General features: G+C 32.2%; 12 protein-coding genes. All 12 read left to right on the forward strand.

Features of this window, described 5'->3' with window-relative positions; genetic code table 11:
• Positions 1–5: 5 nt before the first annotated feature.
• The 12 genes from HMPREF3134_RS03195 to HMPREF3134_RS03250 all read left to right on the forward strand — a co-directional run bounded on the left by HMPREF3134_RS03195 (position 6) and on the right by HMPREF3134_RS03250 (position 13,093).
• Positions 6–599 (forward strand): cell division protein SepF, encoded by a 594-nt coding sequence (locus HMPREF3134_RS03195; protein WP_070440647.1) that lies wholly within the window; start codon positions 6–8, stop codon positions 597–599.
• Positions 600–611: 12 nt separating this feature from the next.
• Positions 612–902, forward strand: coding sequence for a YggT family protein (locus HMPREF3134_RS03200; protein ID WP_037552372.1), 291 nt, complete (start codon positions 612–614; stop codon positions 900–902).
• A 33-nt stretch (positions 903–935) separates the two neighbouring features.
• Positions 936–1,763, forward strand: coding sequence for a YlmH family RNA-binding protein (locus HMPREF3134_RS03205; protein WP_070440649.1), 828 nt, complete (start codon positions 936–938; stop codon positions 1,761–1,763).
• 42 nt (positions 1,764–1,805) lie between these two features.
• On the forward strand, positions 1,806–2,498 hold the full coding sequence (locus tag HMPREF3134_RS03210; protein ID WP_070440652.1) for a DivIVA domain-containing protein: 693 nt from the start codon (positions 1,806–1,808) through the stop codon (positions 2,496–2,498).
• 225 nt (positions 2,499–2,723) lie between these two features.
• Positions 2,724–5,474 carry an isoleucine--tRNA ligase gene (gene ileS / locus HMPREF3134_RS03215; RefSeq protein ID WP_070440655.1) on the forward strand — a complete coding sequence of 917 codons (2,751 nt, stop codon included), beginning with the start codon at positions 2,724–2,726 and terminating at the stop codon, positions 5,472–5,474.
• A gap of 360 nt (positions 5,475–5,834) precedes the next feature.
• Positions 5,835–7,340: an NAD(P)H-binding protein gene (locus HMPREF3134_RS03220; RefSeq protein WP_070440658.1), complete on the forward strand. Its 1,506-nt coding sequence runs from the start codon at positions 5,835–5,837 to the stop codon at positions 7,338–7,340.
• Between the two features lie 434 nt (positions 7,341–7,774).
• Positions 7,775–8,569: a VOC family protein gene (locus HMPREF3134_RS03225; RefSeq protein WP_070440661.1), complete on the forward strand. Its 795-nt coding sequence runs from the start codon at positions 7,775–7,777 to the stop codon at positions 8,567–8,569.
• 4 nt (positions 8,570–8,573) lie between these two features.
• Complete coding sequence (locus HMPREF3134_RS03230) at positions 8,574–9,053, forward strand: CHAP domain-containing protein (protein WP_070440664.1); 480 nt, start codon at positions 8,574–8,576, stop codon at positions 9,051–9,053.
• Positions 9,054–9,168: 115 nt separating this feature from the next.
• Positions 9,169–9,645, forward strand: a complete 477-nt coding sequence (gene lspA / locus HMPREF3134_RS03235; RefSeq protein WP_070440667.1) for a signal peptidase II — start codon at positions 9,169–9,171, stop codon at positions 9,643–9,645.
• A gap of 11 nt (positions 9,646–9,656) precedes the next feature.
• The gene (locus tag HMPREF3134_RS03240) at positions 9,657–10,574 is read left to right on the forward strand and encodes an RluA family pseudouridine synthase (RefSeq protein WP_037552361.1); all 918 of its coding nucleotides are present in this window, start codon (positions 9,657–9,659) and stop codon (positions 10,572–10,574) included.
• A gap of 448 nt (positions 10,575–11,022) precedes the next feature.
• On the forward strand, positions 11,023–11,550 hold the full coding sequence (pyrR, locus tag HMPREF3134_RS03245) for a bifunctional pyr operon transcriptional regulator/uracil phosphoribosyltransferase PyrR (protein WP_053024663.1): 528 nt from the start codon (positions 11,023–11,025) through the stop codon (positions 11,548–11,550).
• A gap of 232 nt (positions 11,551–11,782) precedes the next feature.
• On the forward strand, positions 11,783–13,093 hold the full coding sequence (locus tag HMPREF3134_RS03250; RefSeq protein ID WP_037552357.1) for a uracil-xanthine permease family protein: 1,311 nt from the start codon (positions 11,783–11,785) through the stop codon (positions 13,091–13,093).
• Positions 13,094–13,119: the final 26 nt, after the last annotated feature.

Raw genomic sequence — 13,119 nt, forward strand, 5'->3', positions numbered from 1 at the left:
GCCCCGTGGCTATTAAAGATTTATTTAATAATTTTTTTCTAATGGATGATGAAGAAGAAGTTGAAAGCCCTGAAGAGCGACAACGTCGTGTGGTTCAGAATGAAGATAATGAAACAAACAATGTTCAACAGAATCAACCGCAACAATCAGAACGTTCATATAATAATCAAAGTAAATTGAAAACAGTACCACAAAAGAAATCAACAAGAAATTATAACTCAGAAGAAAGGAATGTGCGTATGAATCAACCGCCATCAAAGTCAAACGGCAAAAATGTTGTTACAATGAATCAAACGTCGCAAAGTTATAGTGGTTATGAAAGTTCAAAAATGTGCTTATTCGAACCACGAGTATTTTCAGATACACAAGATATCGCGGATGAATTAAAAAACCGCCGTGCTACTTTAGTGAATTTACAACGTATTGATAAAATTTCAGCTAAACGCATTATTGATTTTTTAAGTGGAACAGTTTATGCAATTGGTGGAGATATTCAACGTGTAGGTACTGACATATTCCTTTGTACACCTGATAATGTAGAAGTTGCGGGAAGTATTACAGATCATATTGAACAAATGGAATCGCAACACTACGAATAAGGAGAACGTTATATGGATGTAGGTTTACTAGCTACCATTTTTGATTTTATAATTTTTCTAGTTCAAATATATTACTTTGGAATGATTATTTATTTCTTTACATCTTGGGTACCTAATATTAGAGAATCTAAGTTCGGTGAAATACTAGGTAAATTATATGAACCATTTTTAGAACCATTTAGAAAGATTATTCCACCAATAGGAATGATTGATATTTCTTCACTTGTAGCTTTGTTTGTACTTGTATTATTCCAAGCTGGGTTAAGAAGTATCTTTAATATGGTAATAGTTCATTTAATGTAATAATATATGGCTTTTAAGAGGCTGAGACAATACATGAGGTTGTTTCAACCTCTTTTATCATTTAATTTAGAATCAGAGAGGTGTAAGATAATCGATATTTATCAGCATTTTAGAGACGAAGAGCAAGGGTTAATAGATCAATTAATAGATAAGTGTGATCAAGTTGAACAGCAGTATGCGCCAATTTTGACAAACTTTCTCGATCCGAGAGGACAATATATACTTGAAGTCATAACAGTCAGTTATGAAGATATGGAAGTGACTTTTTTTGGTGGAGATAACGCAGAGAGAAAAAGAGGTATCATTGCTCCTAATTATTTTGAACCTGGGGAAGCTGACTTTGAAGAAGTATTAATTCAAATCAACTATCCAGAGAAGTTTGTTAATATACAACATCAACATGTCCTAGGAACACTTATGTCATTAGGAATAGAAAGGGAACAAGTTGGTGATATTATTGTCGATGACAGTATTCAATTTGTTTTGACAAAGCAATTAGAATCGTATATTATGTTGGAATTAACAAAGATAAAAGGTGCTACAGTTAAACTTAATTCTATTCCATTTAAAGATATGATACAATCAGTAGAGAATTGGAAAATTCAAGGTAGTACTGTAAGTGCATTGAGATTAGACGTCGTTTTAAAAGAAATGATTCATAAATCTCGAACAATAGCGAAACAATTAATTGAAAAGAAGCGCGTGAAAGTTAATCACACAATTATTGATTCACCAGATTTTCAAGTTCAAACTAATGATTTATTATCTATTCAAGGATTTGGAAGAGCTCAAATCATTGATATAGGTGGTAGGACTAAAAAAGACAAAATACACATAAATTATCGAACGCTATTTAAGTAATAAATATAAGTCAATTTAATGTTGATTTAAGGAGGATGTAGGATGCCTTTTACACCTAGTGAAATTAAAAATAAAGAATTTACAAAAGTGAAAAATGGTTTAGAACCAGCTGAAGTAAGTGATTATTTAAATCAATTAAGTAATGAAATTGAACGTTTAAAAGAAGAAAAAAAACAGCTTGAAAAAGTAATTGAAGAGAGAGATACTAATATTAAATCTTATCAACAAGTTCATCAATCAGTAAGTGATGCCCTTGTTCAAGCTCAACAAGCTGGAGAAGAGACTAAATTGGCTGCTAATAAAGAAGCTGAAGCTGTTATCAGTAAAGCTCAAGCACAAGCAGATTTAATTGTTAATGACGCTATCGAAAAAGCACGTCATTTATCATTCCAAACTGAAGATATGAAACGTCAATCTAAAATATTCAGATCACGTTTCCGCATGCTAGTTGAAGCTCAATTAGATTTACTTAAAAATGATGATTGGGATTATTTATTAAACTATGATATCGATGCAGAAAAAGTCACACAAGAAAATTTCCAACATTTAAATAGCCAAGATATTACACCTGAAGAGCAACTTAGCGCTCAATCTCAACAATCTGAAAGTGTGCTTGCAAGCGAAAGTAATAACAGTACAACAGATTCACTAAGTACAAGTGACGCAACTAGTACAAGTGAGAACGTTACTTCACAATCAAGCATGAGTCAAAGTGAATCAACATCAAATAAATAATTGTTATAAAATAAGTCAGACAAGTAGGAGATAATAAACTTTTTACAGCGAATTAGGGTTGGTGAAAGCCTAATAAAAGTCTATCTCTTATATCACTGATTTTTACAAAGTTATATTATATATGAGAGAACTCTAAGTTGAGTTAACAAGGGTGGTACCGCGGTAATTCCGTCCCTTTTTAATTGAACTTAGAGTTCTTTTTACATTTAAGGAGTGAAATCAATTATGAACTATAAAGATACTTTATTAATGCCAAAGACTGACTTTCCGATGCGTGGTGGATTGCCAAATAAAGAACCACAAATCCAAGAACAATGGGAAGCTAACAATCAATACCAAAAAGCATTAGAAAAAAATAGAGGTAACCAATCTTACATCTTACATGATGGACCACCGTATGCTAATGGTAATTTGCATATGGGGCATGCGTTAAACAAAATTATTAAGGATATTATTGTACGTTATAAAACGATGCAAGGTTTTTACGCACCATACGTTCCAGGTTGGGATACACATGGCTTACCAATTGAACAAGCTTTGACTAAAAAGGGCGTAGATCGCAAAAAAATGTCAATTGCTGAATTTAGAGAAAAATGTAAGGAATTTGCGTTAGAACAAATCGAATTACAAAAGAAAGATTTCAAACGTCTTGGTGTACGAGGAGACTTTAATGATCCTTATATCACGCTTAAACCTGAATATGAAGCTGCTCAAATTCGTTTGTTTGGTGAGATGGCGGATAAAGGATTAATTTATAAAGGTAAGAAACCAGTTTATTGGTCACCGTCAAGTGAATCATCTTTAGCTGAAGCTGAAATTGAATATCATGATAAGCGTTCAGCATCTATCTATGTAGCATTTAACGTGAAAGATACTAAAGGTGTAGTAGATGAGGATGCTCAATTCATTATTTGGACAACTACTCCATGGACTATTCCATCTAACGTAGCGATTACAGTTCATCCTGATTTAAAATATGGTCAATATAATGTGAATGGCAAGAAATATATTATCGCACAAGCATTATCTGAAGATGTAGCAGAAGCTTTAGAATGGGATAAAGATGCCATTCAATTAGAAAAAGAATTTACAGGTAAAGAGTTAGAGTATGTTGAAGCACAACATCCTTTCTTAGATAGAATCTCACTTGTAATTAATGGTAATCATGTTACAACTGATGCTGGTACAGGTTGTGTTCATACCGCTCCTGGTCATGGTGAAGATGACTATATCGTTGGTCAAAAATATGATTTACCAGTTGTTAGTCCTTTAGATGATAAAGGTGTGTTTACTGAAGAAGGTGGACAATTTGAAGGTATGTTTTATGATAAAGCTAACAAAGCAGTTACTGATTTATTAACTGAAAAAGACGCTTTATTAAAACTAAACTTTATTACACATAGTTACCCTCATGATTGGCGTACTAAGAAACCAGTTATCTTCCGTGCTACACCACAATGGTTTGCCTCTATTAATAAAGTAAGACAAGATATTCTAGATGCTATTGAAGAAACAGATTTCAAAGTGGATTGGGGTAAAACACGTATTTACAATATGATCCGTGATCGTGGAGAATGGGTTATTTCTCGTCAACGTGTTTGGGGAGTTCCATTACCTGTATTCTATGCCGAGAATGGCGATATCATTATGACGAAAGAAACAGTTAACCACGTAGCTGATTTGTTTGAAGAGTATGGTTCAAATATTTGGTTTGAAAGAGAAGCAAAAGACTTATTACCTGAAGGATTTACACACCCTGGTAGTCCAAATGGTACCTTTACAAAAGAAATGGACATTATGGATGTTTGGTTTGACTCTGGTTCATCACATCGTGGTGTATTAGAAAATCGTCCAGAATTAAGTTTCCCAGCTGATCTATACTTTGAAGGTAGTGACCAATATCGTGGTTGGTTTAATTCTTCAATTACAACTGCTGTAGCAACTAGAGGTCAAGCGCCTTATAAATTCTTATTATCACACGGCTTTGTAATGGACGGTGAAGGTAAGAAAATGAGTAAATCACTAGGTAATGTTATTGTTCCTGACCAAGTTGTAAAACAAAAAGGTGCTGACATTGCACGTTTATGGGTAAGCAGTACTGATTATTTAGCAGACGTTCGTATTTCGGATGAAATCTTAAAACAAACTTCTGATGTATATCGTAAAATTAGAAATACTTTAAGATTTATGCTTGGTAATATTAACGATTTTAATCCTGATACTGATGCAATTCCTGAAACAGAATTACTTGAAGTCGATCGTTATTTACTAAATCGTTTACGTGAGTTTACTGCTAGCACAATTGAACATTATGATAACTTTGATTATTTAAATATTTATCAAGAAGTACAAAACTTTATTAATGTTGAATTGAGTAATTTCTACTTAGATTACGGTAAAGATATTCTTTATATTGAAGAGAAAAATGCGCATAAACGTCGTAGTATGCAAACTGTTCTATACCAAATCTTAGTTGATATGACTAAATTATTAGCACCTATTTTAGTTCACACAGCTGAAGAAGTTTGGACACACACACCACATGTAAAAGAAGAAAGTGTTCATTTAGCTGACATGCCTAAGGTAGTTGAAGTTGATCAAGCATTGCTTGACAAGTGGAATCAATTCATGGCATTACGTGATGATGTAAACCGTGCGTTAGAAGTTGCACGTAATAATAAAGTTATTGGTAAGTCTCTTGAAGCTAAAGTTGTAATTGGTAATAACGACAACTTTAAAGCTGCAGAGTTCTTACAACAATTTGAAGATTTACAACAATTATTCATTGTTTCACAAGTTGAAGTTTCAGATTCTGTAGACAATGCAGAGGCTTATCAACATGGTGATATTAGAATTGACCATGCAGTGGGTGAAAAATGTGAAAGATGTTGGAACTATACTGAAGAATTAGGTTCAGTAGGTGAATTAGAACACTTATGTCCACGATGCCAAGAAGTAGTTAAAACTTTAGTTTAATAAATATATTATTGAAAACACATAGGACATAAATAATATAATAATCCTATTTTGCAATTTATTGTAGCTGACTGAACAGACAAGACGCTTAAATCAAAATTTTCTCAGTTCTAGTCATCCTTGAGGGCAGGCCCCTACAAAGAAAATTTCATAAAGAAATTCTACAAGCAAAGCAAGTTGGGAGTTGGACAACGAATTTGAGAAGAATTCAGTCCGACTCCCTTTTTGTATTTACATTTATAATTTATAAGTAAAAATAATGACGATATGTAATGTTTCACTTTTTAATAAAAGGCTATTTAAATAGATATATTTATTAAATCAAGATTATTCGACTATTTAATAATTAGGGGTGAAATCATTAGTAAAATCTTATTAACAGGTGCATCTGGTTATATTGGTGGACAATTAAAAGATCAATTAAAAATGCATCATGATATTATAGCAATTTCAAGAAATACTAGTAACAAAGAAAATGAAGAGAATGTTACATGGAAAGCTGCTGATTTATTTGATTTAGATGAGATAACAGAAGTAATGGAAGGGGTAGATACTGCAATTTACCTTGTCCATTCTATGATGCCAAACGCCAAGTTAACGCAAGCAAACTTTGAAGATATGGGTGCTTTATTAGCAGATAATTTTGCGAGAGCTGCAAAGAAACAAGGCGTTAAACATATTGTATTTATGAGTGGTTTAATTCCAAATGAAGATAAACTATCTGCTCATTTACGTAGTCGTTTGGAATGTGAAAAAATTCTAGGTTCTTATGGTATACCTGTAAGTATATTAAGAGCTGGATTAATTATAGGGGCTAAGGGAAGTTCTTATCCTATTTTAAAACGTTTAGTTGAACGATTGCCTGGTATGGTATTACCTAGTTGGGCATACAATATGATAGCACCAGTTTCAATTAATGATATAATTAATAAACTGGCATTACTAGTAGAGCGAACACCACAACATAATGAGGTATTTGACATTACAGGACCTGAAATTATGAATTATAAAGAATTAATACAACGTACTGCAGTAGTGCTAAATAAGCGTTTACCAATCGTTGATTTACCAATTATACCTATTTGGGTAAGTAGATATTGGGTACAACTCATTTCACAAGTACCTAAACAAATGGTCTACCCACTTATGAATAGTTTAGTTCATGATATGATTCCACAACCAGAGCGCACGCATCCTGATATTTCTATTGGAGAGATGACTTATGAAGAAAGTGTGCAACAAGCGCTAGATGAAGAAAATGAAATGAATGAAAATCAAAACAAATCAAAAAAATCATCTAGTTCTAATAGTAAAGAACAAATTAAAGATGTTAGAGCAATATCACGCTTTAGAATTCCAGAAAATTATTCAATGGAAGATGTCTCAAAAACATATGCGAAGTTTATAAATAATATTACGTTACATTTAATTAATGGAACTATAAATGAAACTGAATTTAATATTAGTTTGCCATTTACTAATCAATTTATTTTAAAAATGGAACGTGACATGCAAGATTCTTCAAAAGATATGATTGTTTATAAAATCATAGGTGGTAATTTAGCATTATCTAATAATGGTGGTAATGCTAGATTTGAATTTAGACGCATCTTGGATTCAAATGAAGCTATTATTGCACTACAAGAATATGAACCGACGTTACCTTGGTCTGTTTATAAGTTTACACAGGCTAATATCCATAAATCTGTAATGGAATTATTTGTTAATCATATGAATAATCTTGCAGATAAAGATAAAGAAGCGACAACACAAAGTGAACAACTGTTTAGTACAATAGCGATGACTGCTGGAACAGTTATAGGTGCATATGTTGGATCAAAAATTTATCATTTGATTAAAGCCTAAATGACGAAAAATTAGTATTAATTTTAAGCTGAATATAATCCACGATTAATAACTTCATAAATAGTGAGAGAAAGACAATTTCTATGAATATATTATAGAAATTGCCTTTTCTTTTTTTGTTTGAATTTAGATGTATAGTTTTATTAAAATTAAGTGCAACTGCACTTGTGTAAGGCGTTCTAAAATAAATAACAAAACATAGTTGTGAAAATTTTAAGAAAGCATCTCGACTTAAGTGAAATAATGAACCCAATTTCTAAGACATTGCTTTAAAGCACTACTTTAGAAGTTAATAAATTGCAATATACATACAAAGACTGATAAAATTTTATATATTTTAAGATAAAATAGTAGGTATTATTTTCATTGAATTGTATTTTTCATCTAGTAAAAGAAGTAAGTTATATTTAGTAATGCAGTTTTAGGAGGCCATAATGTTTCATTCAAAACATTCACATTTTGTAAATGGTATAACTATAAATGTTAGAAATTTAGCAGACTTAAGACCATTTTATGAAACTATATTGGGATTTGAAGTTATTACAGAAACAAATCATTCTGTTCAGTACGAGATAGGTCAGTCAAATCATTTTTTAACATTAAATGAAGTTATAAATGGTAGGGAACCACTTTTATCTGAAGCAGGATTATTTTATGTAGGTATAATGCTTCCTAATATTACAGATTTAGCCGATTTACTTGTACAAATGACAGACTTTGAAATTCCGGTAAATGGTGGAGAACAAAGTGTTTGTACGTCCCTATTTTTTGAAGATCCAGAGGGGAATGCATACAAGTTTTATGTCGACCATGGTATGGATTACTGGGGCTACGATAATGAAAATGTAAAGTTAGATATTGAAGCAATCAATGTTCCACGTTTACTAACAAATGTATCAAAACAAACTTGGCAAGGGATTCCTAAAGGCACTAAAATAGGAAATTTATCACTTAAAACGATACGTATGTCAGAGGTTGAATCTTATTATTTAAGATATTTTGGACTTGAACCATCTGCGTATTTAGATCAGTTTTCACTCTATATGTCTTCAAATCAATACTATCATCATTTAGCTGTTAATCAATGGTTATCAAGTACTAAACGTGTGATGAATAACGTAACATATGGTCTTGCTTTAATTGATTATTATTATCCCGAAACAACGCATATTAATGTTAAAGGTCCAGACGGACTTTATTTTAGATTTAATTTTATAGAAGTAGTGTGATTTAATGAAGAAATTTATACTTATAATGGTTTTAGGAAGTGTACTTTTCACTGGTGGAGCGATATATGATGGAATTGATAATCAAGATATGACGCAACCTACAATTCATTTTTGGGAAAAGAACCCAATGAAATTAAACTTATATGCTAAAGGCCAATGTACGTATTATGTGTTTGATAGAATTAGACAAGATGGCAATATGATTAGTAATAGATGGGGAGATGCCAAATATTGGGCTAATGAAGCAAGCAAAGAAGGATATAAAGTTAATGATAATCCAAGTGTTGGTTCAATCCTTCAATATCCAAAAGGTCAACATGGTCATGTTGCATATGTAGACAAAGTTAATCATGATGGCTCGTTAACCGTTTTTGATATGAATTATCGTAAACCATATGAAGTTACTAAGCGCACAGTTTACGAATACCAACTAGATGAATTTAATTATATTCATCCTAAGAAAAATCAAAGTGAAAACGCATAATGAACTACAGTTACTAATATCATCATCTATTTGTAACTGTAGCTTTTTTTATATAGAGGAGTAAGCTATAATGTAGAGTGTTGTCAAAGTGTAGTGTGTGAATGGAGGCACGTGAATGAAAAAGAAATATTATATAACCATATCTTTAATAGTAGCAATCGCTATATTAATTATTGACCAAGTCACAAAACGGATTATTGCTACAACAATGAATATTGGTGATTCATATGAAGTTATTCCTAATTTTTTAAACATAACATCACATAGAAACAATGGTGCGGCATGGGGAATTCTTAGTGGTAAAATGGGATTCTTTTATATTATTACGATATTTATTCTCATCGTACTTGTACTATTTTATATTAAAGAAGCGAAGTATAATCTATTTATGCAAGTTGCAATAAGTTTACTATTTGCAGGTGCATTAGGTAACTTTATTGATCGATTAGTTAATGGTGAAGTAGTTGATTTTGTTGATACTAATATTTTTGGATATGATTTCCCAATATTTAATGTTGCGGATTCAAGTTTAACAATAGGTGTATTGTTCATAATCATTGCCTTACTTAAAGATTCGAATTCAAAAGAATAGGAGACTATAATTTGAAAACACATGAATTTAAAATTGAAAACCAAGAGCTTGTTGGACAGCGTATTGATAAATTATTACCTGAATTCAATAATGAATGGTCTAGAAGTCAAATTCAAGATTTGATTAAAGAAGATTTAGTTACAGTTAACGAAAAAGTGATTAAGTCTAATTATAAAGTTAAATTAAATGATCTTATTATTGTTACAGAGAAGGAAGTTGTCGAAGCCGATATTCAGCCAGAGAACCTAAATTTAGATATTTATTATGAAGATGAAGATGTAGCGATAGTTTATAAACCCAAAGGTATGGTAGTACATCCATCCCCAGGTCATTATTCTGGTACATTAGTTAATGGCTTAATGTACCAAATTAAAGATTTATCTGGAATTAATGGTGAAATTCGCCCAGGTATAGTTCATCGTATTGATAAAGATACTTCAGGGTTATTAATGGTTGCCAAAAATGATATTGCTCATAGAGGGTTAGTGGAACAATTAATGGATAAATCCGTTAAAAGAAAATATACCGCTTTAGTACATGGAAATATTCCACATGATTATGGCACGATTGATGCGCCTATCGGACGTAACGAGAAAGATCGACAATCAATGGATGTCGTTGATAACGGTAAAGAAGCGGTTACACACTTTAATGTTTTAGAACATTTTAATGATTACACATTAATTGAATGTCAATTAGAGACGGGGCGTACACACCAAATTCGTGTACATATGAAATATATTGGTTACCCTCTTGTTGGAGATCCAAAGTACGGTCCACGAAAAACACTTGATATTGGTGGACAAGCATTACATGCAGGTGTTATAGGATTTGAACACCCTGTTACTCATGAATACATTGAACGTCAAGCAGAATTACCTAAAGAATTTGAAACACTTTTAGAAGATATTCGCTTAAGAGATGCATAAGAAAAGAATAGTTTGGTAGCCCGCAAAGTTTCAACGCTTTGTGGGTATTTTTTCTAATTTCACATTTAATCAATGATTCTTTAATATGTATTTTTGAAAAAGTTTGTCTAATTTTTTAGTATTTCACAAATTCGATTAACTACAGTAAAAGTATTATTTATTTACAATTGATAATTTTAAAAAATTACATTGACTTATAGCTCAAAAAGTTTTAAGCTAGTAACAGTTCAAAAAAGAAATCGGTGTCTTTAAAAGAGAGTCCAGAGAGGCTTCAAAGACAATGAGTATAATTCTATATACTTTCTTAAAATAATTCAGCGAAATATATGAATTGTTTTATTAGAATGGCTTTATCATGTAATGTCTAACATTACATGTGCGTATATATTAATTTGCCCTCATGTCTTTGAAAAAGGCATGAGGGTTTTTAATTTTAAGAGGTGAGATAATGTCTGAGCGAATCATCATGGATGAAGCTGCAATACAACGTACTGTAACGCGTATGGCACATGAAATTCTTGAATATAACAAAGGTACAGAAAATCTTGTGTTACTCGGAATTAAAACGAGAGGCGAATTTTTAGCAAGACGTATACAAGACAAAATCAATCAAATTGAACAAAAAATAGTTCCAACAGGTACAATTGATATTACACATTTTCGAGATGATATTGAAATTGCTAACAAGCAAATCACTCAAGATGCAATAGAAATTGATGCTGATATTAATGATAAGGTAGTCATCATCATTGATGATGTACTTTATACAGGAAGAACTGTTAGAGCTTCACTAGATGCAATCTTGCTTCATTCTCGACCGATTAAAATTGGCTTAGCAGCACTTGTAGATCGAGGACATCGAGAATTACCAATAAGAGCAGATTTTGTAGGGAAAAACATACCAACTTCTAAAGAAGAATCTGTTTTAGTGTATTTAAACGAAAAAGATTCACAGAATGCAGTAATAATTGAATAAAGACCTTTTAAATCAGTACGAGAGACTGAAAAAGGTAAAGTATTCAAAAGTGAGTGTGGATTACAATGATAGAATGGTCAGTATTAATAACCATCTCACTATAATTGAATGCTTTGTCACGTAGATACGGATAACGATAAGTATGAGTGCTTATCTGTATGTTTACTACGATTTTTTAGTCTCTTTACATTTAAATGTAAAAGAGACTTTTTTTATGAAAGGAAGAAAAAAGATGGAAAATGAACAAATGTTTGAACGAACCGTCAAACCGGTGTTAGACGTACAAGACAAACCTAAACCAACACAATGGGCGCTACTGAGTTTGCAACATTTATTTGCAATGTTTGGTTCTACAGTATTAGTGCCATTCCTAACTGGCTTGCCAATATCAGCTGCTTTACTTGCATCCGGGATAGGAACATTGCTTTATATATTAATTACTAAGGCAAAGATTCCAGCATATTTAGGATCAAGTTTCGCATTTATCACACCAATTATTACTGGATTAAGCACACATAGCTTAGGAGACATGTTAGTAGCACTATTCGCAAGTGGAGTAATGTATGTCATCATCGGTATCCTAATCAAAATCAGTGGTACAGGATGGTTAATGCATTTACTTCCACCGGTAGTTGTAGGACCAGTAATCATGGTAATTGGATTAAGTTTAGCACCAACAGCAGTTAATATGGCAATGTACGAGAACTCAGGAGATATGAAAGGGTACAATTTAAGCTATCTGGTTGTCGCGCTTATTACATTACTTGTAACAATAATTGTGCAAGGGTTCTTCAAAGGTTTCTTATCACTTATACCGGTACTTATTGGTATCATTGTTGGCTATATTGTTTCAATCTTTATGGGGTTAGTTAACTTTTCGAATATTGCTAAAGCAAACTGGATTGACTTCCCACATATCTATTTACCATTTAAAGATTATGTGCCATCGATTCACCTTGGTTTAATACTCGTTATGTTACCAATCGTTTTCGTAACCGTAAGTGAGCATATCGGTCACCAAATGGTTATCAACAAAATCGTAGGTAGAAACTTCTTCGAGGATCCAGGTTTACATCGCTCAATAATCGGAGATGGTGTTTCAACAATGTTCGCTAGTATTATTGGTGGTCCACCAAGCACAACATACGGCGAAAACATCGGTGTACTAGCAATAACAAAGATTTACAGTATCTATGTTATTGGCGGTGCAGCGGTTATAGCGATTGTCTTATCATTTATTGGTAAGTTCTCAGCGTTGATTTCTTCAATACCGACACCGGTAATGGGCGGCGTGTCAATCTTATTGTTCGGTATTATAGCAGCAAGTGGACTAAGAATGTTAGTTGAAAGTAACATTGATTTTGCAAGCAACCGCAACCTAGTAATCGCATCAGTCATCTTAGTTGTAGGTATAGGTAACTTACTCATCAATTTAAAAGGTTTAGGTGTAAACCTTCAAATCGAAGGTATGGCACTAGCAGCACTTTCAGGTATTATCTTAAATTTAATTTTGCCAAAAGAAAAACAGGATTCAAAAAACTAATTTAACAAGGATTATTTATCAGGAGG

The organism is Staphylococcus sp. HMSC14D10, assembly GCF_001808125.1.
GTDB classification, from domain to species: domain Bacteria; phylum Bacillota; class Bacilli; order Staphylococcales; family Staphylococcaceae; genus Staphylococcus; species Staphylococcus haemolyticus.

Excerpts from the sequence above, each read along its gene's own strand:
- HMPREF3134_RS03210 (WP_070440652.1), top strand. The coding sequence starts at position 1,806 with ATGCCTTTTACACCTAGTGAAATTAAAAATAAAGAATTTACAAAAGTG.
- pyrR (WP_053024663.1), top strand. The coding sequence starts at position 11,023 with ATGTCTGAGCGAATCATCATGGATGAAGCTGCAATACAACGTACTGTA.
- HMPREF3134_RS03225 (WP_070440661.1), top strand. The coding sequence starts at position 7,775 with ATGTTTCATTCAAAACATTCACATTTTGTAAATGGTATAACTATAAAT.
- ileS (WP_070440655.1), top strand. The coding sequence starts at position 2,724 with ATGAACTATAAAGATACTTTATTAATGCCAAAGACTGACTTTCCGATG.
- HMPREF3134_RS03200 (WP_037552372.1), top strand. The coding sequence starts at position 612 with ATGGATGTAGGTTTACTAGCTACCATTTTTGATTTTATAATTTTTCTA.
- HMPREF3134_RS03250 (WP_037552357.1), top strand. The coding sequence starts at position 11,783 with ATGGAAAATGAACAAATGTTTGAACGAACCGTCAAACCGGTGTTAGAC.
- HMPREF3134_RS03205 (WP_070440649.1), top strand. The coding sequence starts at position 936 with ATGAGGTTGTTTCAACCTCTTTTATCATTTAATTTAGAATCAGAGAGG.
- lspA (WP_070440667.1), top strand. The coding sequence starts at position 9,169 with ATGAAAAAGAAATATTATATAACCATATCTTTAATAGTAGCAATCGCT.
- HMPREF3134_RS03230 (WP_070440664.1), top strand. The coding sequence starts at position 8,574 with ATGAAGAAATTTATACTTATAATGGTTTTAGGAAGTGTACTTTTCACT.